Source organism: Niveispirillum cyanobacteriorum (assembly GCF_002868735.1).
Classification (GTDB): Bacteria; Pseudomonadota; Alphaproteobacteria; order Azospirillales; family Azospirillaceae; genus Niveispirillum; species Niveispirillum cyanobacteriorum.
On sequence record NZ_CP025611.1, the window covers coordinates 344,023 to 369,504 of the forward strand.

Annotated in this window: 13 protein-coding genes and 1 riboswitch; of the genes, 10 read left to right on the plus strand and 3 right to left on the minus strand. The window is 65.7% G+C overall.

The features are described from left to right. The first annotated feature begins 19 nt into the window (after positions 1-19). The 3 genes from C0V82_RS01550 (at position 20) to C0V82_RS01560 (ending at position 4,170) form a co-directional block, all read left to right on the plus strand. Positions 20-2,182 carry a S9 family peptidase gene (locus C0V82_RS01550; protein ID WP_245924124.1) on the plus strand — a complete coding sequence of 721 codons (2,163 nt, stop codon included), beginning with the start codon at positions 20-22 and terminating at the stop codon, positions 2,180-2,182. Then, positions 2,179-3,573, plus strand: coding sequence for an amidase family protein (locus tag C0V82_RS01555; protein ID WP_102110830.1), 1,395 nt, complete (start codon positions 2,179-2,181; stop codon positions 3,571-3,573). Before C0V82_RS01550 ends, C0V82_RS01555 begins: the two co-directional genes overlap by 4 nt. 66 nt (positions 3,574-3,639) lie before the next feature. Next, positions 3,640-4,170, plus strand: coding sequence for an FMN-binding negative transcriptional regulator (locus C0V82_RS01560; RefSeq protein ID WP_281262362.1), 531 nt, complete (start codon positions 3,640-3,642; stop codon positions 4,168-4,170). On the opposite strand, the gene C0V82_RS01565 is transcribed toward C0V82_RS01560, so the two are convergent. Beyond that, a complete protein-coding gene (locus C0V82_RS01565; RefSeq protein WP_199772447.1) occupies positions 4,167-5,174 on the minus strand; it encodes a LacI family DNA-binding transcriptional regulator in 1,008 nt (335 codons plus the stop codon). The two genes, C0V82_RS01560 and C0V82_RS01565, sit on opposite strands and share 4 nt — an antisense overlap. Positions 5,175-5,347: 173 nt before the next feature. Between C0V82_RS01565 and C0V82_RS01570 the strand changes: the two genes are divergently transcribed. The 4 genes from C0V82_RS01570 to pbpC all read left to right on the plus strand — a co-directional run bounded on the left by C0V82_RS01570 (position 5,348) and on the right by pbpC (position 14,513). After that, the gene (locus tag C0V82_RS01570; RefSeq protein WP_102110832.1) at positions 5,348-6,328 is read left to right on the plus strand and encodes an LLM class flavin-dependent oxidoreductase; all 981 of its coding nucleotides are present in this window, start codon (positions 5,348-5,350) and stop codon (positions 6,326-6,328) included. 109 nt (positions 6,329-6,437) lie between these two features. Beyond that, positions 6,438-7,442, plus strand: coding sequence for a GGDEF domain-containing protein (locus C0V82_RS01575; RefSeq protein WP_188595096.1), 1,005 nt, complete (start codon positions 6,438-6,440; stop codon positions 7,440-7,442). 79 nt (positions 7,443-7,521) lie between these two features. Then, the gene (locus C0V82_RS01580) at positions 7,522-12,462 is read left to right on the plus strand and encodes an alpha-2-macroglobulin family protein (RefSeq protein WP_102110833.1); all 4,941 of its coding nucleotides are present in this window, start codon (positions 7,522-7,524) and stop codon (positions 12,460-12,462) included. After that, positions 12,459-14,513, plus strand: coding sequence for a penicillin-binding protein 1C (gene pbpC, locus C0V82_RS01585; RefSeq protein WP_199772448.1), 2,055 nt, complete (start codon positions 12,459-12,461; stop codon positions 14,511-14,513). Before C0V82_RS01580 ends, pbpC begins: the two co-directional genes overlap by 4 nt. A gap of 207 nt (positions 14,514-14,720) precedes the next feature. Here pbpC and C0V82_RS01590 read toward each other — a convergent pair whose 3' ends face one another. Together C0V82_RS01590 and C0V82_RS01595 are read right to left on the minus strand one after the other, a co-directional pair. Continuing rightward, complete coding sequence (locus tag C0V82_RS01590; RefSeq protein ID WP_102110834.1) at positions 14,721-16,106, minus strand: L-serine ammonia-lyase; 1,386 nt, start codon at positions 16,104-16,106, stop codon at positions 14,721-14,723. Between the two features lie 88 nt (positions 16,107-16,194). Further along, a complete protein-coding gene (locus C0V82_RS01595; RefSeq protein ID WP_102110835.1) occupies positions 16,195-17,088 on the minus strand; it encodes a phytanoyl-CoA dioxygenase family protein in 894 nt (297 codons plus the stop codon). Between the two features lie 291 nt (positions 17,089-17,379). Further along, a riboswitch (glycine riboswitch) is annotated at positions 17,380-17,467 on the minus strand. 169 nt (positions 17,468-17,636) lie between these two features. Here C0V82_RS01595 and C0V82_RS01600 point away from each other — a divergent pair. The 3 genes from C0V82_RS01600 to C0V82_RS01610 all read left to right on the plus strand — a co-directional run bounded on the left by C0V82_RS01600 (position 17,637) and on the right by C0V82_RS01610 (position 25,476). Further along, the gene (locus C0V82_RS01600) at positions 17,637-19,328 is read left to right on the plus strand and encodes a B12-binding domain-containing radical SAM protein (protein WP_102110836.1); all 1,692 of its coding nucleotides are present in this window, start codon (positions 17,637-17,639) and stop codon (positions 19,326-19,328) included. A gap of 19 nt (positions 19,329-19,347) precedes the next feature. Beyond that, positions 19,348-20,136: an enoyl-CoA hydratase/isomerase family protein gene (locus C0V82_RS01605; RefSeq protein WP_199772449.1), complete on the plus strand. Its 789-nt coding sequence runs from the start codon at positions 19,348-19,350 to the stop codon at positions 20,134-20,136. 114 nt (positions 20,137-20,250) lie between these two features. Next, the gene (locus tag C0V82_RS01610; protein ID WP_102110837.1) at positions 20,251-25,476 is read left to right on the plus strand and encodes a trifunctional serine/threonine-protein kinase/ATP-binding protein/sensor histidine kinase; all 5,226 of its coding nucleotides are present in this window, start codon (positions 20,251-20,253) and stop codon (positions 25,474-25,476) included. The last annotated feature ends 6 nt before the right edge of the window (positions 25,477-25,482 follow it).

Below are 25,482 nucleotides of genomic sequence, written 5' to 3' on the forward strand. Positions count from 1 at the left end.
GGGGAACGGCATGGGGAGCATGATGATGCGGCGTCGGTCATTCCTTCTGGCGGCTGGCGTCGCCCTGCTCCCCCTGCCGGGCATTGCGGCGGACGGTTCCCCGTCGCCGCCGCGCCCGCCCAAACGGCCCAAGCGCATCGTGCAACTGGGCCGCACGCGCATCGATAATTACGCCTGGCTGCGCGATCCCAACTGGGCCAAGGTTTCCCGCGATACCAGCCTGATGAACCCGGAAATCCGCGCGCACCTGGATGTGGAGAACCGCTATGCCGATGCCATGTTGGCGCCGACAGCCACGGCGCAGCGAGATATCGTAGCGGCGATGCAGGCCCTGACGGGGACGGAGCAGTCGGCCCCGCCCGTGCCCGACGGACCATGGGAGTATTACACCTATGTCCGGCCCGGACAGGATCACAAGGTCCATGCCCGCCGCCCACGTGGCGGCGGTGCCGAACAGGTGCTGCTGGACGGTCAGGAACGCGCGCGGGGCCATGCCTATTTCCGCGTGACGGAGGCGGAGCACAGCCCCGATCACAGGCTGTTCATGTGGGCGGAGGATGTGGAGGGCGGGGACCGTCACCGCATCTGTGTGCGCGATCTGGAAACCGGTTCGCTCAGCACGACGCCCAACGCCGATGCCTATGGCTGGCACGGCATCGCCTTTTCCCCCGACAGCCAATATGTGTTCTGGATCTGGCGCGATCCGCTGTCGCGACCGGTGAAGGTGTTCCGCCGGCCGGCGCGGGGCGGGGATGATGTGCTGGTCTATACCGAACCCGATCCCGCCCTGTTCATGGGCCTGTCGCGCACCGCCTCCAACAGCCATGTCGTGATCCATATCCTGGGGCCGGATGTGGATGAGGTGCGGCTGATCCCGGCGTCCAACCCGCTGGCCGAACCGATGCCGGTGGAACCGCGCCGGCCCGGCCTGCATTACCGGGTGCAGGAATGGGCGGGTGACCTGATCATCCTGACCGATGCCGATGGCGCCCTGGATGGTAAGCTGATGCGCGCCAGCCTGACACAGCCGGGCCGTGCCCACTGGCAAGACTGGGTGCCGCACCGGCCCGGCTGCCATATTCTGGAGACGCTGTCCTTCCGTGATCATTTTGTGCGGTTGCAGCGGGCGGAGGGGCGGCTGGAGATCGTGGTGACGGGCCGCGACGGGCGCGAAGACAGCGTCGCCTTCGATGAAGCGGCCTATGCCATCACGCTCGCCCCGGTGCAGGAGCCGGGTGGCGGCATCCTGCGCCTGATCTATGAAAGCCCGCGCACGCCGCGCCAGTGGCTGGATTATGACATGGTCAGCCGCACCCGGCATGTGGTGCAGCAGCAGGCCACGGGCAAGGGTTTCGACCCCGCCCGGTATGAGGTGCGACGCCTGATGGCCCCGGCATCCGATGGGGAACAGGTGCCGGTCACGGTGCTGATGCGCAAGGGCATGGCGCTGGACGGGGCAGCGCCGCTGCTGCTGTACGCCTATGGCGCCTATGGTGTGCCGTCGGAGGCGGAGTTTTCCATCCCCGCCCTGGCGCTGGTGGACCGTGGCTGGACCTATGCCATCGCCCATGTGCGCGGCGGGTCGGAGAAGGGGCGGCGCTGGTTCCTGGAAGGGCGGCGCTTCAAGAAGAAGAATACTTTCACCGATTTCATCGCGTGCGCCGAGCATCTGATCAAACAGGGTTATACCGCGCGCCGCCGCATCGTGGCCTATGGCCTGTCGGCGGGGGGCTTGCTGATGGGTGGGGTTAGCAACCTGCGGCCCGACCTGTGGGGCGGGGTCATCGCACAGGTGCCGTTCGTCGACATGCTGAACACCATGAGCGATGGGGACCACCCGCTGGTGCCGGCCTTCCGTCCGGACTGGGGCGACCCGCTGGCCGATACTGAAGCCTATGATTACATCGCCTCCATCTCCCCCTATGAGAATGTGCGCGATGGGGTCTATCCGCCTGTGCTGGCCACGGCGGGCATCCGGGATGACCGTGTTTCCTACTGGGAGGCGGGCAAATGGGTGGCGACCTTGCGCGACCATAACAAGGGGCCGTCGCCCATCCTGTTCCATGTCGACATGGCGGCGGGGCATCAGGCAGGGGCGGGCCTGAGCGACCAGTTCAAACAGATGGCCCTGTTCTGGGCCTTCGCTGAACAAAGCCTGATCTGGAGCAAGGGTCTCAAATGAAGCTGTCGGATGCCATCGCCATCGGCCGCCTGGATGCACATGCACAAGCCGGCCTGATCCGGTCGGGTCAGGTATCGGCCCCGGAACTGACGGAAGCCGCGATCCTGCGGATTGAGGCGCTGGACCCCGCCCTGCGGTCGGTCAGTTGCGCGGCCTTTGATCTGGGCCGGGCACGGGCCGCCGGACCGCTGCCCGACCATGCGCTGGCCGGCGTGCCCTATCTGTTGAAGGACAGTCTGGATTATCCGGGTCTGCCCAGCCGGGGCGGATCGGCGTCCAAGCCGCTGACGCCGGTTACATCCGGCCATGAATATATAAGGCGGCTGGATGAGGCGGGGCTGGTGCCGGTCGGCAAAAGCGCCATGCCGGAATTCGGCCTGCTGGGCGTGACGGAGCCGAAGATCGGCCCCGTCACCCGCAACCCCTGGTCCGCCGCCCATTCGCCGGGCGGGTCCAGCGGCGGGGCGGGTGCAGCCGTGGCGGCGGGTCTGGTGCCGCTGGCCCATGGTAGCGACGGGGCCGGGTCCATCCGTATCCCCGCATCCTGCTGCGGCATCGTGGGGCTGAAACCCGGACGCGGCACGACGGTGCGGGTCCGCGCCCGGCATGTGGTGGAAGACCTGCTGGTCGGCGACAGCCTGATGGCGCGCAGCGTGCGCGACGTGGCCGCCGGCTTCGCCCTGGCCCATCTGGCGCACGCCGTCCCGGTGAAGGGGCCTTCCACCCGGCGTCTGCGCATCGCCGTGATACCCTGGACCCTGTCGGGCAACCAATCCGATCCAGCCTGCGACGTGGCGGCGAATGAGGCGGCGGCGCTGTGCCGTGCCCTAGGTCACGAGATAACCATCGCCGATTGGCCGTTTGACGGCGCTGCCGTGATGCAGGCGGAACGCACCCTGTGGTGCCATATCGGTGCCGATTGTGTTGATGCCGTGCGCGGGCGCGGGGATGATCCCCAGCAATGGCTCGAACCCTGGACCAATGCTCTGGGTCGTATGGCCGAGGCCCTGTCCACCGACGATCTGGAACAGGCCTGGGGGCAGGTGGCGGAACTGCCCAAGCGGCTGTCGGCCTTTTTCCAGGATTACGATGTCATCCTGACCCCGACCCTGGCAACGCCCCCGCCCGAACTGGGTTTCATGGCGCCCGACGTACCGGGGGACGTGCTGATGGAGCGGATGTTCGGCTGGTTGGATTACACACCGCTGCAGAACCTTTCGGGCACGCCCGCCATCTCCCTTCCCCTGTCCTGGACCGCGCAGGGGTTGCCCATCGGCGTCATGTTTGCCGCCGACCGGGGGCAGGAGGCGTTGCTGCTGGCGCTGAGCTTTGAATTGGAACAGGCCCAGCCATGGGCCGGGCGCTGGCCGGAAACGACCCTCAACAGGTAAACAGGACATGTTTGAGCACTACGCTGCCGATGATGTGCGGGACTTGATCGCACAGTTCCCACTTGCCTGGGTGACCACGCCGACGGGGAAGAGGCAAGTCTGCTTCCCCTGGTGGGCCGGTTTGACGCAGCAGGCGAACTAACCGAGCTTATCGGTCATCTGGCGATCTCGAACCCGCTGCGCGCGGCGCTGAACCGCGAACCGCGCGCCCTGATGCTGTTCAAGGGCCCGGATGCCTATATCTCGCCGTCGCATGCGGGCCGGCGGGACTGGGGACCCACCTGGAATTATGCACAGGCGCGGGTCTGGGCAGAGATCACCTTTGATCCGGACCTGACCGGTCCCTCCCTGGACCTGCTAGCCGACAGGCTGGAGCATTTCCGAGAGCATCCCTGGCACCCGGCTGAACTGGGCGCACGCTATGATCATTTGGCCCGCCACATTATCGGCTTCCGTGCCCGCGTTACCCGTGTGACGGCAAAGTTCAAGCTGGGTCAGGATGAACGGCCCGAAACCCTGCACCATATCCTGGACAGCCATTCCGACCCCGCCCTTCTGGACTGGATGCGGCGCTTCAATCCGGGACGGCTGCCCTAACCGCGTGGCGCGGGGCCAGAGGATTCGCCCGGCACCAGGGTCAGGGTCCGGTGCAGTTCGGTTTCGGTTGGCATGTCCTCAATCATGTTGATCAGCCAGGCGGTCGCCAACTGCGCCATCTCCCCCAGCGGGCGGTGGACCGTGGTCAGGGCCGGCGTCAGCATCTGGGCCAGGACGCTGCCGTCAAAGCCGACGACGGACAGGTCTTGCGGCACCGCGATCCCGCGCGCCGCGGCTGCCTTCAACACACCGGCGGCCATGATGTCGTTGGCGGCGAAGATGGCGGTAGGCATCGGGTCCAGCGTCAACAGCCGCTCGGCGGCGGCAACGCCGGAGGCAAAACCGTAATCGCCTTCCACCTCGCCGATCAGGCCGCACCCCGCCTCCATCAAGGCCGCCACGAAGCCGGCACGCCGTTCCTGGGCCGACCGCGCCGATGACGGGCCGGATACCAGCGCGATGCGGCGATGGCCCAGCCCCACCAGATGGCGCGCCACATCGGCGGCACCAGCCCGTTCGTTGGAGACAAGGAAGCCGGCGAAACCGGTCAGCGGGGTGGGCGACAGGGCGATGGCCGGCACGTCCGCTGCTGCCAGCGCCTCTGGTAATCCGGCCACCGTGGAGACGGGCGACAATACCACGACCCCATCGACCCGCGACCGTCCCACGAAATCCAGCACATTTTCCACTGGCCCCTGATGGCTGGCGGGTGCCGGGTGGATCACGATCTCATACCCGCGCCGCGTCGCCTCATGCACCATACCGCGCTGGACCGCGTCCAGGACCAGCGCGTTCTGGTCATTATGGACCATGCCGATCAGGAAGGATCGGCCCGTCGCCAGACCGCGCGCCCGCGCGCTGGGCCGGAAGCCCAGGGCGGCAATCGCCTCTTCCACGCGTTCACGCGTCAGGGCATTGACCTTGGTGGACCGGTTGAGCACGCGGGACACGGTGCGGATGGAAACACCTGCCCGTTCGGCAACGTCGTTGATCGTTATATCCACAATGACGCGTTCCGCCGCTGGCTGAGATGAATGATATTATCCTACTTATCAAACCATGCCCGCTTGGCAAGCGCTTCGCGCCCCCTCGTCATGACCATCCGCTACCCCCATATGGGGAAGCAATGATGGATCCCCCTGGCGGGCCCGCCGATGCGTGGCCCCGGAGACATGGTTTGGTTGATTTTTCGATTCTGGAACTGGGCCGCGTGCGTGAGGGCGGCAGCCGCCGCGATGCGATGGATGAGGCCCGGACGCTGGGGCAGCATGCCGAACAGCAGGGCTACAAGCGCCTGTGGGTGGCCGAACATCACAATATGCCGACGGTAACGACGGCGGCGACATCCCTGATCATCGCCCATATCGCGGCGGGCACCCGCCATATCCGGGTGGGGGCGGGGGGCATCATGCTGCCCAACCATTCCCCCTATGTGATTGCCGAACAGTTCGGTACGCTGGCGACGCTGTTTCCGGGCCGCATCGACCTTGGCCTGGGTCGCGCGCCGGGGACGGATCAGTACACCTTGCGCGCATTGCGTCGCGACCCGGCCAGTGCCGAGAATTTCCCCCGCGACGTGCTGGAACTGCAGGCCTATCTGGCGCCCGCCACGCCGGGACAGCCGATTGAGGCGGTGCCGGGGTCCGGCACAGAAGTGCCACTGTGGATTCTGGGTTCCAGCCTGTTCGGGGCGCAGCTGGCCGCCGAACTGGGCCTGCCCTTTGGTTTCGCCTCCCATTTTGCACCCGGCTCCCTGGATCAGGCCCTGGCCATCTATCGCGACCGTTTCCGGCCATCGGCGCAGCAACAGCAGCCTCATGCACTGGTCGGCGTCAATATCATCGCGGCGGAGAGCGACGCGGAAGCCCAGTATCTGGCAACATCGCAGCAAATGTCCTTCACCAATCTCGTCCGGGGTATGCGCCGCCTGACTCAGCCGCCCATCGCCGATATCGAGACCTACTGGTCCCCGCGTGAGAAGCTGCATGTCCAGCAGATGCTGGCCTGTTCCATCATCGGAGGGCCGGAGACTGTGCGCCGCGGCGTCGATGCGCTGCTGGAACGGACCGGGGCGGATGAGCTGATGATCGTGTCGGATATGTTTGATTTCGGCAAAAGGCTGCGCTCGTTTGAGATCATTTCGGGCCTGATGCGCTGACACCGGTTGCTGTCTTACGACCTATCCGAAAAGAGGGCTGGTCAGCGCGCCACTGTTCGCCGACAAAATGATAGGCATATGATGGTGTGATTTTCAGGACGTTTGAGGGATGCCGTTGCAAACCGACCTCCTTGGCAAAGTGTCAGAAACCTTGGGTTCCGCCCGCACCGTGGAACAACTGACCCGGCCCCTGCTGGAACTGCTGGAACTGGTGACGGGTCTGGAAAGCACCTATCTGACCCATATCGATACCGGCGCCGGGATGCAGACCATCCTCTTTTCCCGCAACAGCCGGACGATGCAGATACCCGAGGGCCTGTCCGTGCCGTGGGACGACACGCTGTGCAAGCGCGCGTTGGAGGAGGGGCGGTCCTATACGGAGGATGTTGCCGCCTGCTGGGGCGATTCCGAAGCGGCCAGGGCGTTGGGGATACAGACCTATGCCAGCACACCCGTCTATATGGGCAGCGAAAACCTATATGGCACGCTCTGCGCCGCCAGCAGTGACCGCCAACCCCTGACCCCGCAAGGCAAGCAGGCCTTGTCGCTTTTCTCCACCCTGATCGGGCAACAACTGGAGCGTGAACGCCTGCTGGCGGACTTGCAGAAGGCCAATGCTGCGCTGGAGACGGAGTCCGCCACCGACGCCCTGACCGGGCTGCCCAATCGCCGCTGCACCTTGGCGGAGCTGGATCGGCTGTTCGCGCTGGGCCGGCGGACGGGGCAGCGGGTGTTGGTCGTCTTCATCGACCTGGACGGATTCAAAAAGATCAATGACACCCATGGCCATGATGCGGGCGATGTCTTTCTGGTGGAGGTTGGACGCCGTCTGTCCAAAGGGCTGCGCGCGGGTGACATGCTGGGCCGGCTGGGCGGCGATGAATTTGTCGTCATCGGCCTGACGGCACCCAGCGATGGCGATAATGACGAGGCACCGCGCCGCCGTTTGTCGCCCCTGGTCCAGGGGCGCTACGACCTGGGTGAGGTGGTGATCGACTATCCGGGTGCCAGTTTTGGTGTCGTCCATGCCGACCCGCATCAATCCAACCCGGATGAAGCGCTGCGGGAAGCGGATGCGCGCATGTATGAGAATAAGCGCAGCCGCCGTTCGTAAGTGATAGGCCGGCCCCTGACCGTTGTATTGCCATAAAGCTGTTGGCACTCTCGTCCCCGGACGTCTCGGGGAGGGGAAAATGCCGGTGTCGAAGCGTGTCGTCCTGACGGCTGTCGCGGTGCTGTCTTTGGGCGCTGTTGGGTTCGCCGGATGGCAGGCGATGCGGCCAGGGGACAGGATGGTGGCGAAGCTGGTCCCGCCACCGGCAACCGCGACACAGCCGGTGACGGCCAAGACATTGCCGCCTTCGACGCCGGATGACCGCGCCTTCCGTTTCACCCGCGTGACGACGGAGGCCGGTGGCACTGTTGCGGAGGCCTGTCTGGTCTTCAACAAGCCGTTGGACGAGACGGGCACCGTCAATTACGCCGATTATGTCGAGCTGCCGGCTGACACGCGCGCGGCCTTCCGGGTGGCGCGGGAGAAGCTGTGCCTGTCAGGCCTGACCTTCGGCACGGAGTATCAGGCCACTCTGCGCCCTGGCCTGCCGGCGGGGGCCGGTGCCGGCACGCTGGAGGCGGCGGCCACCGTGGCCCTGACCCTGACCGACCGACAGCCGGCGGTAGCGCTGGGCCAGGGCTTTATCCTGCCACGTGAAACGGGCGACGGCCTGCCGATCACGACCGTCAATGTCGACCGGCTCGCCATAAAGCTTTACCGCGTCGGCGACCGCATGCTGGCCCGCATGCGGCAGGATTTCGTGGATGAACGCAGCTTCTACCCCTACAGCGCGAAGGAGGTAGAGCAGGACGAGGGCCGGCTGGTCTGGCAGGGCGAGGTGCCCGTGACCGGGCCGCGTAACAGCGCCGTCACCACCCTGTTCCCCCTGGCTGATGCCATTGGCAAGACCGAGCCCGGTGCCTACCTTCTGGTCGCCAGCAATCCGGATGCACCGCGCCAGGACGGTGAGGATAATTACTATTATTCCGACGAGTACCGGCCCCAGGCCGGGCAGTGGATGGTGCAGTCCGACCTGGGCCTGACCAGTTTTCGGGGTGCCGACGGCCTGACTTTGTCGGTGCGGTCCCTGTCCAGCGCCAAGCCCGTGGGTGGTGTCCGCCTGTCCCTGATCGCCCGCAACAATGACGTGCTGGCGGAGGCGAAAAGCGACGGCAAGGGGCTTTTCCATTTCGATGCCGGACTGCTGCGCGGCGAGGGCGGTCTGGCGCCCGTCATGGTCATGGCCTATCGCGAGGATGGCGATTTCAACTTCCTGGACCTGCGCCGTCCCGGTTTTGACCTGTCCGACCGGGGTGTGGAGGGGCGCCAGCCGGCGGCGGCGGCGGATGCCTTCCTTTACACCGAACGCGGCATTTATCGTCCGGGGGAGACGGTAGAGCTGACCACCCTGCTGCGCGATGCGCAGGCACTGGCCTTGCCGGGCCGGCATCTGACCATCAAGCTGAAGCGGCCTGATGGGAAGGAGCATCAGCGGTTTGAGATGGTGGACGGCGGCGGGGCGGCTGGCCACCTGTCCATAACTCTGCCAGCCAGTGCAAATCGGGGACAATGGGAAGCGGCAGCCCATGCCGATCCTGCCGGCCCCGCCATCGGGTCGGTGCGCTTCCAGGTGCAGGATTTCGTGCCCCAACGCCTTGACGTTGCCATCGACAACAAGCCGGCCCGGCTGGCCCCTGGTGAGGCGGTTAGCCTGAAACTCAGTGCTCGCTTCCTCTATGGCGCGCCCGGTGCCGCCCTGGCCGGTGAGGCGCGGTTGACGCTGGAGCCGGACCCGGCCCCGTTCCCCCGCCACAAGGGTTATCAATGGGGAACCCCGGCGGACAGCTTCGATGTGGAGCCGGTGGATCTGACGGTGGCGGAGACGGATGCGGCGGGCAAGACGCAGGTGACGGGTACCGTCCCGGCCCAGGTACCAGGGACAAGGCCGTTGCGCGCCGACATCTATGTCGCCATCCGGGAACCGGGCGGGCGGGCCACGGCGGAGCATGTCTATGTGCCCGTCCCTGTCACGCCGCTGTCCATCGGCATTCGACCGCAATTCCAGGACGCGGTGCCGGAAGGCGCCAAGGCAGGGTTTGAAGTGATTGCCGTCGATGCCGATGGCAACACAGTGGCTGCCAAGGGCCTGTCCTGGCGGTTGATCAAGGATACCTCCACCTGGCAATGGTTCCGAAGCGGCGGGACCTGGAAATATCAGCGGGTCCCGCGTGAGAAGGTGATTGCCAGCGGCACCCTAGACATCGCCGCCGACAAGCCGTCTGTGGTGTCTCAGGCGGTGACCTGGGGCGGATACCGGCTGATCGTGGCGGACAGCGCCAGCCCGGCTGCCACCTCCGTCGCCTTTTCCAGCGGATGGTATGGCGAAAGCGGGCCGGACCGTCCGGATCGTTTGAAACTGGCCGCCGACCGTGCCGGCTATGCCCCCGGCGACACGGCCCGCCTGCGCATCGACAGCGAGGTGGCCGGGGAGGCGCTGCTGGTCATCGCCAATGAGACGGTGCATGAGACGCGCAGCATCGCTGTGCCGGCGGGTGGTGCGGATGTCGATCTGAAGGTCGGGGCGGACTGGGGGGCGGGTGCCTATGCCCTAGTCACCCTCTACCGCCCGCTGAATGCCTCGCTGGGCCACGCGCCGGTGCGAGCGGTGGGGGTTGCCTGGCTGGGCATGGATGCGGGCCGCCGGACGCTGGATATCGCCATCGCGGCCCCGGACAAGGTGCTGCCGCGCCAGACCATCACGGTTCCCATCGCGGTCAAGGGGGCGGGTGCAAAGGCGCATGTGACGCTTGCCGCCGTCGATCAGGGCATTCTGGGCCTGACCCGCTTTGCCACGCCCAGGCCGCAGGATTACTTTCTGGCGAAGCGGCAACTGGGCGTGTCGATGCGCGATGATTATGGCCGCCTGATCCGGGCGCAGGCCCAGGGTGATGATCAGGGCGGTGACGGGTTCGGCGGGCGCGGGCTGGACGTGGTACCAACCCGGACGGTGGCCCTGTTCTCCGGCATCGTGGCGCTGGATGCGGAGGGCAAGGCCAATATTCCCCTGACCATCCCGGATTTTCAGGGCGAACTGCGCCTGATGGCCGTCGCCTGGGACACGGACAAGCTGGGATCGGCGGAAAGGCGGATGACGGTGCGCGATCCCGTAGTGGCGGAGGTGATCCTGCCCCGCTTCCTGTCCCCGTCCGACAAGGGCCGTGCAACCATCCTTATCCATAATGTGGAAGGGGCTGCCGGTGCCTACCGTTTGGCCCTGGGTGCCAAGGGTGCTGTTGCTGGTGGGCAGACGGATCGATCCGTCACTCTGGCCCAAGGGGAGCGGCAGGTCTTCACCGTACCGCTGGATGGGACCGAAGCCGGCATCGGTACCGTCACCCTGTCGGTGGCGGGACCGGGCGGGTTCCAGGTGGAACGGTCATGGCCCATCCAGGTGCGTCCGCCACAGCTGCCCGTGATGCGGGAGATGGTGGCGACCCTGGCACCGGGGGAGAATGCAGTCCTTCCTGCCGATCTCCTGACCGGGCTGGTGCCGGGGACGGAGGCGGTGTCGCTGTCGGTCTCCCGCTGGCAGGGGATTGATGTGCCGGGCATGCTGCGCTGGCTGGACCGGTATCCGTTCGGCTGTCTGGAACAGACGGTCAGCCGGGCCATGCCCTTGCTCTGGTTCAATGATCTGGCCCTGCTGGCCGGGACCAAGCAGGACAAGGCCATTGCCGACCGCGTGCAGGATAGTATCGACCGCGTCCTGTCCATGCAGGACCCGGAAGGGGGCTTCCGCATGTGGGGCCAGTATGGCGATGCCGCCGATCCCTGGCTGTCGGTCTTCGCCATGGACTTCCTGGAGCTGGCCTCCGACCAGGGCTTTGTGATCCCGGCGGATGCGCTGACCCTGGGCCGGCAATGGCTGGGCGATGCGTCCAGCCGTTCCTACCCGCCGGCGGTGCGGGCCTATGCCGCCTGGGTCCTGGCCCGCAAGGGCAAGGCCAATGTCGGCGACCTGCGCTATTTCCATGACAGCAGGATGCCCGAGCAGGCCCTGGCCGCCGCCCATCTGGGGGCGGCACTGGACGCCGTGGGCGAGCGGGCGCGGGCTGGCCAGTCCTTCGATGCCGCCCGCCAGAAGCTGGCCGATTGGGCCGCCAAGGAGGTGGAGGAGGATGCGGCGCGCGAAATGGCGCGGCGGACGGGCAAACGCCCCAAGCTGCCGGTCCGCACCGACACCTATGGCAGCCGCCTGCGTGACACCTATGCCATTGCCAGCCTGATGGCGGCGGGCGGGCGCGGGGTGGCGATCCCGGCCCTGCTGGAGACCGCACAGGTCCTGGATACCCGCGCGGAGGAGACGAACACCCAGGAGAAGGCCTGGATACTGCGCGCCGCCGCCGGTCTGGCGCCCAAGGGCGCAAAGCTGGCTGTCAGTCTGGATGGGGCCAGCGTCGGTACCGGCGATCCGGTATCGGCCAGCATCACCCCGGACCGGCTGCGCGCCGGCCTGACGCTGGCCAACCAGGGTGACACCGGGCTTTACCGTACCCTGTCGGTGGAGGGCGTGCCGTTGGAACCGGTCCCCGCCATGGAGGCCGGGATCGCCCTGCGCAAGAGCCTTTATACCGCCGATGGGCGGCCCGTCGATCCGGCGGGTATCAAGCAGAATGACCGGATCATCGTGGTGGTGGAAGGCAACGCTGGCATGGCCGCCGTTCCCGGCGACTATGCCATCCTGGACCTGCTGCCCGCCGGGTTGGAGGTGGAGGGCGTGATCAAGCCTGAACAGGCCGGCTATGGTTGGCTGGGCGCGCTGTCCGGCACCAACATTGCCGAGGGGCGCGACGACCGGTTTGTGGCGGCCTTGTCCTTGCCGGCCGACCGGGAAGGAGACAAAGGGGCCGCTGGCATTTCCGGCTTCAAGATCGATGCCCGCTGGGGCTTCCGCGTGGCCTATGCCGTCCGAGCGGTAACGCCGGGGTCCTTTGCCCTGCCGGCGGTGGTGGCGGAGCATATGTATGTGCCCAAAGTGAAGGCCCGGACGGCGATGGGACGGATTGAGGTGGCGGAGTGATCAGCGGGCGCCGGCGGCGGGCGCTGGCGGCGGCGCTGCTGACCCTGACCGGGCTGGTGGCTGCCGACCTGGCCCTGCCGCCGGATTTGGGCCGCTGGGACGGGCGGTCGGCAGAGGTGCTGGACAGTGAAGGCCGGCTGCTGCGCGCCTTTCCAACGGCGGAGGGGGCGTGGCGGCTGGCGACCGAAAGCACCCGCGTCGACCCGCTTTACCGGGCCATGCTGTTGGCCGTGGAAGATCGCCGCCACGGCTGGCATCCCGGCGTTGATCCGCTGGCTATCGTCCGGGCAGCGGGTCAGGCGGTGCGGCATGGGCGGGTCATTTCCGGTGCCTCCACGCTGACCATGCAGACAGCCCGCTTGCTCTCGCCGCAGCCGCGCACCCTGTCGGCCAAGGTTGGTGAGGCACTGCGGGCCTTGCAGCTTCGCCGTCGGCTCGGTGGGGACGGTGTGTTGTCACTTTATATGAGCCTTGCGCCGTTCGGCGGGCCGCTGGAGGGCGTGCGGGCGGCGTCGCTGGCCTGGTTCGGGCGGGAGCCGGACAGGCTGACCCCGGCGCAGGCGGCCCTGCTGGTGGCGCTGCCGCAATCGCCGGAAAGGCTGCGGCCTGACCGATACCCAGACGCGGCCAAGGCGGCGCGGGCCAAGGTGCTAGACCGGGCCGTAGCGGCGGGTCTAATCGCGGCAGATGTGGCGGCGGCGGCCAGGACCGAGCCGCTGCCCACGGCCATGCTGCCCCTGCCGATGCTGGCCCCGCATCTGGCCGAACGGCTGGTCGCCGGTGTCGGGCGGGGTTCCGTCATCCACACCGGTGTGCGCGCCGACCTGCAACGTGCGCTGGAGGCCGTGGGTCGGGCCGAGCAGGCACGGATGGAGCAGGGCGGCGACCTGTCCATCCTGGTCATCGCCAACCAGGACCGCCGTGTCCTGGCCCATCTGGGCAGCGGAGAATGGCGCGCCCGGCAGTTGGACCTGTCGCGGGCCGTGCGGTCGCCGGGATCGGCGCTGAAGCCCTTTATCTATGCCCTGGCCTTTGATGACCTGTCCCTGCATCCCGGCACCCTGATCGACGATGCGCCGCAGCGGTTCGGGGATTGGCTGCCGCGCAATTTCGATGATGGCTTCCACGGCGTGGTGACGGCGCGTGAGGCCCTGCAGCGCTCCCTTAACATCCCCGCCGTCCGGGTGCTGGAACGGGTGGGGCCAGCGCGGCTGGCAGCATTGCTAACCATTTCGGGAGCGGAACTGTCTCTGCCGCCGGCGGCGGAGCCTGGATTGCCGCTGGCGTTGGGCGGTGTCGGCATCCGGCTGACCGACCTTGCCATGCTCTATTCCGCGCTGGGCGATGACGGCATCACCAGACCGTTACGGTACCGGATTGATCAACCGGAACCTGCCTCCACGGGTCGTCTGTTGGGAACGGCGGCGGCGCGGGCGGTACTGGCCGTGCTGCGCGACAGTCCCGTTCCCGATGGTCTGGCAGGCGGCCAGGGGATTGCCGGGCGGCGGCGGGTGGCGTTTAAGACCGGAACCTCCTTCGGCTTTCGCGATGCCTGGACCGTCGGTGTTTCCACCGATTACACCGTGGCCGTCTGGGTTGGGCGTGCCGATGGCGCGCCCCGACCCGGTGCGGCGGGACGGCAGGCGGCGGCCCCGCTGCTGTTCCGGGTGTTCGACCTGCTGCCCCCCGACGGGCCGGCAAGACCGGTGCCGGAGCCCGACCATGCCCTGCTGCGCGCGACGCCGCCGCCGGGTCTGGCCCGGCTGGATGGTGGGGGACCGGTGGCGGTGTCGCAGCGTAGCGAACGCTTGCGCATCCTGTTCCCGCCCGACGGGGCGGAGGTGGAGGCGTTGGACGATGGCGTCTCCCTGTCGGCGGCGGGTGGGCGCCCGCCTTACCGCTGGGTCGCGGATAATGTGCCGCTGCCCGATGACAGCCGGTTTTGGCGTCCCACCGGCCCCGGCTTTTCCCGCCTGACCGTCATGGACAGCACCGGGCAGCGCGCCAGCGCCGCCATCAGGGTGCAGGTGCCGGGCTTGCCAGAAAATTAACCCTGTGAAACATTGTTGAACATGATTTCGGCGCTGTTTCGGTGTGGGTGTCCACGCCCATGCGAGTGCCGCAAACATCGCACCACGCAACCAAGTGAAACACAAAATCGATGTGCGTTTCAGGAGCGCATGGCCTACCAGCTCCGAATTCATGTGGTCATGGCTCTGGCCTTGATGGGACCAGCATAGCAGGAACCGCTCGGAAAGTCAGCATTCCGGGACGTTCACGGCAAGGCCCCCCAGCGAGGTTTCCTTATAATGATCGCTCATGTCCGCTCCGGTGCGGCGCATGGTTTCGATAACGCGGTCCAGTGAGACATGGTGGGAGCCGTCGCCCATCATGGCCAGACGTGCGGCGTCTACAGCCTTGATGGCGCCCATGGCGTTGCGTTCGATGCAGGGGATCTGCACCAGACCGCCGATCGGGTCACAGGTCAGGCCCAGATTATGCTCCATCCCGATCTCGGCGGCGTTCTCGATCTGCGCCGCTGTGCCACCTAAGGCCGCGACCAGGGCGCCCGCGGCCATGGAGCAGGCGACGCCCACTTCACCCTGGCACCCGACTTCGGCCGCCGAGATGCTGGCATTACGCTTGTACAGGCCGCCGATGGCCGCGGCGGTCAGCAGGAAGCGATGGCGGCCCTCCCGGCTGCCATTGCAAAATCGGTCGTAATAGCGCAGGACCGCCGGCACCACGCCCGCGGCACCATTGGTGGGGGCCGTCACCACCTTGCCCCCGGCGGCATTTTCCTCATTCACGGCCAGGGCCCAGAGGTTGATCCAGTCCAGTACCGATAGGGGATCGGTCAGCATGCGTTCCTGGCGCGCGACCAGATCGCGGTGCAGGCGCCCGGCCCGACGCTTCACCTTCAGCCCGCCCGGCAGGAACCCGTCCTGACGCATGCCACGGTCGGTGCAGGCCTCCATCGCGGCCCAGATGGCGTCCAGGCCCGCGCGCACCTCTGCTTCCGGCTTCGTCGCGCATTCGTTCGCCAGGATGATGTCGGGGATCGAGAGGCCGGTTGCCGCCGCGATGGACAGCAGGCCGTCGGCGGTTTCGTAATAATGCGGGGGCGGGGTGGGGCCGTCGCTGTTGCCATCGCCCTGGTTCTGCCGTGCCTCATCCTCATCCAGGACAAAGCCACCGCCGATCGAATAATACGTGCGGGCTGCGACCAGTGTGCCATCGGTATCAAAGGCGCGCAGTAGCAGGCCATTAGGATGGAAGGGCAGGCGTTCTGACCCCCGCCATTCGATATCGCGTTCGGGATCGAAGGCAATCTCCTTCACACCGCCCAGGGGCAGGCGGTGATTATCGGTCACCGACCGGACCAGGGCCTCCGCCGCATCGGGATCGACGCTGGCTGGCTGAAATCCTGCCAGTCCCGTGATGGTGGCGCTGTCGGTGGCATGGCCGCGACCTGTCAGGGCCAGCGAGGCGTAGAGGGTGACGCTCACACGGTCCGTATGGGCCAGCCAGCCCGTTTCGGCCAGCCGGGCGGTGAAGCGGAAGGCGGCCGTCATGGGGCCCATGGTGTGCGAGCTGCTGGGCCCGACGCCGATTTTGAACAGATCAAAGACACTGATGGTCATGATAGATTATTCCAGAATAGGCGTACATGCCCAGGCGACCCGACAACAAGCAGGTCGGCGCACGCTGACAGGAACGCAAAAGGTCGCGTCAGGAGATGGTTTTGAGTTGTTCCATCGCCAGCGTCTCAAGCTCTGGCGACAGGGGGTACATATGCTTGTACTGCAGTATCTGCTTGCAGATCAGCGAAATGCGGCTGTCCATCGCCGGGACGGTCATCGGCTTCATCAAAGGCTTGTTGAATGGATCCACCTTCGCCAACTGAAACTCAAATGCGATGCTGACACGGGGTTCTGTCGAACGAGGTGAACTGCGGGCACCCCAATGCAGCACTGCCTGGTTCCAGCAGAAAATGTCACCGGCGGTTGCCGGCAACGCCCTGATGTCAGGCAGGTGCGGTGCCCATTGGTATTCATTTTCAGTGTTGTAGGTCTTGTCGCGATCTGCCGGCAGTACATACATACAGCCATTCAGTGGATTTGCGTTTGACAAGGGCAGCCAGATGGTAAGGCTCTTAGGCGTTCCGTCGGGGAACAGGGATTTACGCCCTTTGTCCCGATGCGGTGACCACCCTGCTTCACCCGCCTGCGGATCGACATGCCAGGCCCAGAAATCGGGCAACAGCAGGTAATCATCACCAAGGATCGACCGTATCAGGTGATGCAGCTTGCCGAAGATCAGCCAGAATTCGTCATAGGTATAGGCAAAGACCGGTGATAGCCCGGCATTCTTCAGCCTGCCGACCGCGTCGCACATGGCGCCTATGGGCAACTCCCATGGAATGGGGCCAGGCAGATGAAAATACCCTTCACGCAGGACGAGGTCGCGCGCCCGCTGTGCCAATTCGGGGTTGATATTGAACGGACGGTTAGCGTTCAGAAAATCAACATCCACGACATGTAAGCTGGGGTTGTGTTCCAACCAGAAAGCCGGCGAGACAAGATCTCGTGAGGTTAGCGAGGTGTGCAATACATCGACGCTCATTCTGTCACACGTTCCTGATTAGCCGCATCTTGTCCGCCAAACTGCTTTTGGCATGCACAGCATAGATTAGTGGCATTCGCTTTGGAAAGTGGGACCCCAGCCGCATCGGCGGGGTGGTGTGTGGAACAGATCACGGGCATGGCTTTCCTTATCCCACCGCCGGGGTGGTTGGTGCATGCCCCATCCGTATCTGGGCCTGAGAGTTTCGCCATTGGTGCGGTATGCACCGATGGCTTTCTCCTTCGGCGGGGCGGGGTGGCTTGACCATCCCGTCCACTCTTCGGATGTCATCGGCCCCATGCGGTTCGGGTGCCTGAGAGATTCCGGGGCGGTTGCTCCTTCGGCGGCGGCTTTATCCGCGCTCTCCCGCATGGGTGTCGGCATGATCTGGCCCGACTGCCCCCTCCGGGTCAAGTGGTTCCGTCAGGGGATCGTTTGGCCCTTTTTGCCCATAAGGCAAAGGCCATATGACCCTACCGCCTTGACGGAGCGACCGGTCACGGTTGTACTGGCTTCCATATTGGAAAACAGGGTTAACGGGGGCGTGCATGGAGGGGATCAGCAAACTGGCCGGTGAGGAACGGGCCGCCGCCTTCTGGGGACCCGACCCGACGCCGCCGGTCAGTCCCAGGACACTGGACATCCTGTTCCTGCATCCCAAGACCCTGGTCGATAGCTGGCCCATCCCCGTTGATACGCTGGGCGAGATGGTGAAGATGCCCAGTGCCGTGTATCCCATCCTGGTTTCCTCTATCGCCGACCTGTCCATCGATTACGAGATTTTCGACGGCTATGTGGCGCGCGAGACCTTCGCCGCCTATAAGCGCCGGTTGGCCAAGCCTGACATCATCTGTATCAGTGTGATGACGGCGTTGAAGGCCATGGATACGGAACTGACCATACGTCTGGCGCGCGAACTGAATCCCAAGGTCAAGATCATCCTGGGTGGCAACCATGCCAGCGCCTGGCCCGAACGCTGGCTGTCACTGGGTGCTGACTATATCGTGGTGAAGGAAGGGGAGATCCCCTTCCGCCGCCTGATCCAGCATTTGACGGGCTGGCAGGTGGATCTGTCCGACGTGCCGAACCTGTGGTGGAAGAGTGCCGATGGGGAGGCGCGGAAATCTAACGCGCAACTTCCCCTTATCGACATCAACAAGGCACCGGTGCCGGATTGGAGCCGGTTTGATTTTGCCCCCTATGGCATGGGAATGAGCGAGGGTTTCGCGGCGGCGGTGGAGATTTCGCGTGGCTGTCCGCAGCGTTGCGACTTCTGCAATATCAACAAGTTCTGGGATTACAAGCAGCGCTACAAGTCGGTGGACCGCGTGCTGGAGGAACTGACCGCCCTGCATGCGAAGGGGGTGCGGGAGTTTATCTTCACCGACGATAATTTCGGCGGCGACCACCGGCATACGATCAAGCTGCTGGAAGGTATGGTGGAGCGGGGGCTGGACATGCGTTGGGGCAGTTTCCTGCGCGGCGATACGGTCACAAAGACGCCGGGGTTCGAGGTGCTGGCCGCCAAGGCCGGCCTGCGCTTCTGCATGATGGGGATCGAGAGCCTGGACCCGGCCTGGCTGAAATCCCACCGCAAGGGGGTGCGGGCGTCGGATGTGGTCGGCATGTATTCGGATGTCTATAAGCGGCTGAACAGCCAGGGCATCTATGTCGTCGGCCTGTTCATCTCCCCGCCGCAGGGGGAACGGACGGATTTTTCCGGCACCGGGGCCTGCGGCGTCGTCTGCGATTACCATTACTCGGCCAACTTGATCGCCCAGAAGGGCAGCCTGCTCTATGACGAATATCTGGCGCGCAATGCCGTGGGTAAGGACATGTTCTATCATGATTGGAACCTGTCCAGCATCGTGCTGAACGATGGGCGGGTGCAGAAGAACCAGAAATCGCTGTGGGATGAGGTGAAGGAGGCCTTCACCGGCTATGGCATGCGCTCGGCCCTGTTCGGGTCGCGTTTCGCCCGGCGGTTCCGCTGGCGGCCCATCTTTGTCGTGGGCGAGCGTATGCTCTGCACTACGCCAGGCGATCTGAAACGCTGGCGGTTGGCGCGGGATAAGAGCCTTGGCCTGCAGGAGCGGCAGGACCGGATTTTGGAGACAGTATTGGGGGATGCGAAGATCCGGCGGCTGGCCAAGCGCCGGTTCTGGATCAGCCCGCTCAGCCTCCGCACGGGCCTATGGCGGGGTACGGCGAAGCGGGCTACGCTGCCCCCATCCATCTGACCTACGGAAGATCATCGCCATGACCTTCGAGAAGCTGCGGTTTGAGCGGGAGGGGCGGGTGGCCTTGATCACCCTGAACCGGCCAGAGGCGCAGAACGCCATCGACCGGGCGCTGAACGCCGAACTGCACACGGTATGGGAACAGTTTGCCCGTGATGACGGGCTGGACGTCGCGGTGCTGACGGGGGCGGGCAGGGCCTTCTGTGCGGGGGCCGATCTGGCTGACTATATCCCGCAATTCCTGGATGGTGACATGCTGGCGGTGCGCGCCAACGTGCCAACGGGTCTGGGCGGCATTACGCGGGGACAGCACCGTCTGGCCAAGCCGGTGATAGGGGCCGTCAATGGCTGGGCGCTGGCGGGCGGGTTCGAACTGGCGCTGGCCTGCGATATCCGCCTTGCGGCGGAGGGGGCGAAGTTCGGGTCCTATGAGATCCATCGCGGTTTTCACCATGGCGATGGCGGCATCGTGCGCATGGTGCAGAGCATCGGGGTGGCGCGGACCATGGATATCGTCCTGACGGGCCGCGATGTGACAGCGGCAGAGGCACTGTCCATGGGCTTGGTCAGCCACGTGGTGGCTGCGGAGATGCTGCTGCCCACAGCGATGGAACTGGCGGGCCGCATCGCCAGCAAAAGCCAGGTGGCCATCCGGTCGGCCAAGGAGACCATCCTGGAAGTCGCGGGACGCACTTTGGATGACGCGCTGCGGCTGGAGGCACTGTACGGCTATTCCAGCGGGGATGTGCGGGAAGTGAAGCGTCAACTGGAAAAGTTTTTTGCAAAATCTGGGATGGGTAAAACTTGACCCGTTCCTTCCTTGATAGCGGGCTATGCCATCCTGTCTTGCAACCTGTGACATGTCATGTTCTGATACATCCAATGATATGACAGACCGGGATAAGGTCGGGGTGGAACGGGCATGGCGCCGTCGGAATCGCCGCTGAAACTGTCGGACGAGATACAGCGCGATACGCGCACCATCCTGTTCCGCGGCACCTATGGTGCTGACAGCCAGCCTGTGCGGGTGCGGGTGCCGGCCCTGCGTCAAGCCCGCGATATTGCCGCCATCCATCGTGAACATGACATGCTGGCCCGGTTCGGGTCGGCCCGCATTGATGCGGTTCTGGCCCTGACAGAGTCTGCGCATGGGCCGACCCTGGTGCTGGCTGACCGGTCGGAGACCTGCCTCAGCGATCTGATACCCGTGGGTGGCATGCCGCTGGAGCGGTTTCTGCCGCTGGCCCATGACATGGCTGTCGCGGTGGAGGAGGTGCATGCCAGCGACATGGTCCATCGCGACATTCGGCCCGCCAGTTTCTGGGTGGCGGATGCCGACGGGTCTGTTCGGCTTGGCAATTTCTGCCGCGCCTCCCTGGTCCCCAATGAGGCGGCGCTGGGCCTGGGGGCCGGGCGGTTGGATGGGGACCTGCGCTATCTGTCGCCCGAACAGACGGGGCGCATGAACCGCGTCGTCGATTACCGCAGCGATCTCTATTCGTTGGGTCTTTGTTATTACGAGATGCTGACGGGGCAGTTGCCCTTCAATGCCGGCGATGCGGTCGGCTGGGTCCATTGCCATATCGCGCGGGAGCCACGGCCCATCCGCGACCTGCGCCCCGACCTTGCCGAGCCGCTGGCCGATCTGGTCATGCGCCTGCTGGCCAAGGCGGCGGAGCAGCGGTACCAGCAGGCCGCCACCCTGAAATCGGACTTGGCCACCGCCATGCTGGAATGGCGGGCCACGGGACGGATCATTCGGTTTCAACCGGCGCGCGGCGACCGCCCGCGACAACTGGTCCTGCCGCAGCGCCTGTTCGGGCGCGACCAGGAGGTGGGGCAACTGGTCGGCGCGTTCGAGCGGACCTGTGAGGGGGATGTTGAATTGCTGGCCGTGGCCGGCGGGTCGGGTATCGGTAAATCGGTCCTGGTGCGCGAGGTGCAGCGGCCCCTGACGGCGCGACGCGGATATTATGCGGAGGGCAAGTTCGACCAGCTGCGCCGGGATGTACCGTTCCTGGCCCTGATCCAGCCGTTGCGCGATCTGGTTAAACAGGTGCTGACTGAACCGCCAGAGGTGCTGGCCCATTGGGCGGCACGGCTGTCCCGCGCGCTGGGTCGCAATGCCGGGGTGCTGGCGCAGGCGTTGCCGGAACTGGAACTGGTGCTAGGGCCGCAAGCGGCGCCGCTGCCGCTGCCGCCCATCCAGGCGCAGAACCGGTTTCAGCAGACGGTATCGGCCTTCCTTCTGGAATTTGCCGGGGCGGAGCATCCGCTGGTCCTGTTCCTGGACGATCTGCAATGGGCCGATGTGGCCTCCCTGAAGCTGTTGGAAAGCCTGCTGGTCGATCCGGAGGCCCATCACCTGCTGGTGATCGGGGCCTTCCGGGACCAGGAGGTGGATGGCGGCCATCCGCTGACCCGCATGCTGGATCTGGTCGGGCACAGCATAAATGTCACCACCATTGTGCCACAGCCGCTGGGCACCGACCATGTCCGCGCCTGGCTGGCCGAGGCGCTGGGCAGTGACGATGCAGAGGTGGGGCAGTTGGCGACCCTGCTGACCGCCAAGAGTGGGGGGAACCCGTTCTTTCTGGGACAGTTGCTGACGGCGCTGGCCGCCGCCCATGTCATCCGCTTTGACGCGCAGGCCGGGTGCTGGCGCGGGGATGTGGCGGCGGTGGAACGGGCCAGCCTGCCGGACGATGTGGCCGACCTGCTGGCAGCAAGACTGGGCCTTCTGCCCGACCAGACGCAGGATGTGCTGCGGCTGGCCGCCTGTATCGGCAACCGGTTTGAACTGGGCCTGCTGGCCACTATCTGCCGGCTGTCGACGGAACTGTGCCTGACAAGGCTGGAGCCGGCGCTGCACGATGGCTATTGCGTGCTGGTGGAGGATGAGGGCGGGGCGGCCAGCATCTACCGGTTCACCCACGACCGGTTGCACAAGGCCGCATATCTGCTGACACCGGAGGCTGAACGGGCGCGGGTGCATCTGGAACTGGGACGGCGGCTACGCGACGATGCGGCACTGGCCGTCCGCCTGCCGTTCGAGGTGGTGCGCCATCTGAACCTGGGCAGCGACCTGATCACCCAGGGGGAGGAGCGGCGGGGGCTGGCGCTGCTGAACTACGGTGCCGCCATCAAGGCCCGGGCGTCGGCCGCGTTCGATATTTCCCACGGCCTGTTCCGCATGGCCATGGCGCAACTGCCCGACGGTGATGCCGATGCGCGCTGGCGCCTGTGGATGGATGCGGCGGAAGGCGCCTATCTGGCCCAGGATTTTGAGGGCTTCGAAGCGCTTCGGGCCCAGTTGGAGAGCATGGCGCCCGACAATCTGCGCCGGGCGGAGCTGTGTGAACTGGTGGTGCTGGCCAATGAGGCGCGTAACAGTTTCAACGAGGCGCTGACGGCGGCCATCCAGGGCTTGCGGCTTCTGGATTTGGCGCTGTCGGCGGACAATGCCAAACGCGATACGCTGCGCCTGATCGCCGCGCTGCTCTGGCGGATGGGCCGGCGCGGTGCGGATAAGCTGGCGGCCCTGCCTTCCATGGATGATCCGCGCATGTTGCAGGTGATGCGCCTGCTGGCATCCGCCATCCGCACCGCCTATTCCCTGGCCTCGCCCCTGCTGCCCATCCTGTCGCTGACGGGCGTGCTGCTGTCGCTGAAACATGGGATGACGGCGCATGCCACCAACTGCTTTACGGGCAGTGCCGTCATCTTCATCGGCGCGCTGAACGATATTGCGCGCGGCAGCCGCCTTGGCGAGGTGGCCATGCGGTTGGGGGAGCGGTTCGGCACCGTGGTACATGTACCCAACCATGTGGTGGTGGTCCAGCATTGGACAGCGCCGGTGCGCGACATGGCGGTGCTTGCGGGCGAGGTGTCAAAGGACCTTCTGGCCAACGGCTTCTACGACCGGGCCGGCCTGTGCGCCATGGCGGAGATGACCTGTCATACCGTCAGCCGCACCAGCCTGGAGATGGAGCTGAAATCCACGCAGGCGGCCATGGCCTTTGCCATGCGCCGCAATCTGCGTCTGATCGCGGAGACGGCACGCAATCCGCTGCTGCTGATCGAACGGCTGCGGCGGCCCGAACTCGGGGGCTTGAGTGAAATTCTGGCCTATGAGGGGACCGCCGACAGCCGTACAGGCGAGGTGGCTTTCAAGATCCGACAGCTTTATGCCCTGCTGGTCTTCGACAGGGCGGATCTGGCACGCACCCTGGCGGCGGAGGTGCGGCCCGACTTGCGCTCCGTCCTGGGGTCGGCCTGGGTGGCCCCATTTCACTGGTATGAGGCGCTGGCCCTGCTGGATGGTCTGGCCAGTGGTGCCAGCTGGCTGGACAAGTCGGCGGCCCTGAAACGGGTCAGGACCAACCTGAAACTGCTGCGGCGCTGGACGCGGCACGCGCCCATGAACCATGCCCACCGTGTCCGTCTTCTGGAAGCGGAACTGGCGACGCTGATACAGGAAAAGCATGGGGTGTCGGCCAAGCCGGTCGCTGGTTTCGCGGATGCCGTCGATCTGGCCCTGGCGGAAGGGTTCGTGGGGGATGCCGCCCTGGCCGCCGAACGGCATGGCCGTGCCTTGCTGCGCCTTGGCCGCGAACGGCAGGCAGCGTCGCAGATGCGCGAAGCCTGGCTGCTTTATCGCCGCTATGGTGCCCTTGGCAAGGCGGCACAGTTGGCCGGGGAGTTCCCCGACGCGCTGGAAGGGCTGTCTGCGGAGGGCGGAGGAGACGAGGCCGTTGGGCAGCAGGCGCTGGATGTGTCCACCGTCACCAAGACGGGGCAGGCTATCGCGGGCGAGCTTGTGTTGCACCGGCTGACGGGCCGGGTGCTTGATCTGGCCATGGAGAATGCCGGTGCCCGCTATGCGGCGCTGACCCTGACCCAGGATCAGGGCCGTATCCTGGCCGCCGAACGCTGCCTGGGGGATGGGCATGCGGAGGAGGGGCCGGTGGCGGTCGGTGTGCGGCTGCCGGAACCGCTGCTGCTCTATGTGGAGCGGACGCTGGAAACCGTGCTGATCGAAGATGCGCGGGTGCAGACCCGGTTCCCCAGCCATCGGCGCTGGGAACGGGCGGGTGCGGTGTCGGTGCTGGGCGTGCCGGTGGTGCATCAGGGGCGGTGCATTGGGGTTCTGTACCTGGAAAACGACCTGACGGCAGGCGCCTTCACGGCGGACCGGGTGGAGCTTCTGCGCGTGTTGGCGGCGCAGGCAGCCATCGCCATCGCCAATGCCCGCCTGTTCGATGAGCTGGACCGCGCCCGCACCGCCTTGCAGGAATATAATGCCCGCCTCGAACAGGTCGTGTCAGACCGCACCGCCGATCTGGCCCGCCGATCCGCCGCCCTGGAACAGTCGTTGGCCGAGTTGCGGGCCACCCAGGCGCAGCTGGTCCAAAAGGAAAAGCTGGCCTCGCTGGGTGGTCTGGTGGCTGGTGTCGCGCATGAGATCAACACGCCGCTTGGTGTGGCGCTGACGGGCGCCAGCTTCATGGAGGAGAAGGTCACGGACCTGATCGGCCAGATCGCCGACAAGCGTCTGACCCGCACCACCCTGGATGAGTTCATCGAGGATGTGGGTGATACGGCCCGCACCGTCGTCAACAATCTGCGCCGGTCAGCCGATCTGGTGCAGAGCTTCAAGCAGGTGGCGGTCAGCCAGTCTGATGAGCAGCAGGAAGACCTGGATGTGGCGCAATATCTGCGTGAAATTCTGCCCAGCATCGAACTGTTGCTGCGGGGGCGCCCCATCCGGCTTGAAACCGCGCTGGAGGATGGGCTGTTCCGCCGCGCGTCGCCCGGCGCCATCGCCCGTAGCGTCACGCATCTGGTGCAGAATGCCGTGATGCATGCGTTCGATGAGGCGAAGGACGCGACAATCCGGCTGGAACTGAAATCCGATGGGGCGGATATTCTGCTGCGTGTCACCGACAATGGTCAGGGTATGGGGGATGAGGTGCGGGAGCAGGCCTTCAACCCGTTCTTCACCACCCGCCGCAATATCGGTGCGGCGGGCCTGGGCCTGCACATCGTGCATAATTTGGTGACAGGGACGCTGGGCGGGACAGTAGACCTGCGGACCGCACCCGGTCAGGGGACCGTCGTGACCCTTCGTCTGCCTCCGGTCGAATAGGGGGAA

Excerpts from the sequence above, each read along its gene's own strand:
- C0V82_RS01550 (WP_245924124.1), top strand. The coding sequence starts at position 20 with ATGATGATGCGGCGTCGGTCATTCCTTCTGGCGGCTGGCGTCGCCCTG.
- C0V82_RS01555 (WP_102110830.1), top strand. The coding sequence starts at position 2,179 with ATGAAGCTGTCGGATGCCATCGCCATCGGCCGCCTGGATGCACATGCA.
- C0V82_RS01575 (WP_188595096.1), top strand. The coding sequence starts at position 6,438 with ATGCCGTTGCAAACCGACCTCCTTGGCAAAGTGTCAGAAACCTTGGGT.
- C0V82_RS01580 (WP_102110833.1), top strand. The coding sequence starts at position 7,522 with ATGCCGGTGTCGAAGCGTGTCGTCCTGACGGCTGTCGCGGTGCTGTCT.
- C0V82_RS01590 (WP_102110834.1), bottom strand. The coding sequence starts at position 16,106 with ATGACCATCAGTGTCTTTGATCTGTTCAAAATCGGCGTCGGGCCCAGC.
- C0V82_RS01595 (WP_102110835.1), bottom strand. The coding sequence starts at position 17,088 with ATGAGCGTCGATGTATTGCACACCTCGCTAACCTCACGAGATCTTGTC.
- C0V82_RS01600 (WP_102110836.1), top strand. The coding sequence starts at position 17,637 with ATGGAGGGGATCAGCAAACTGGCCGGTGAGGAACGGGCCGCCGCCTTC.
- C0V82_RS01605 (WP_199772449.1), top strand. The coding sequence starts at position 19,348 with ATGACCTTCGAGAAGCTGCGGTTTGAGCGGGAGGGGCGGGTGGCCTTG.
- C0V82_RS01610 (WP_102110837.1), top strand. The coding sequence starts at position 20,251 with ATGGCGCCGTCGGAATCGCCGCTGAAACTGTCGGACGAGATACAGCGC.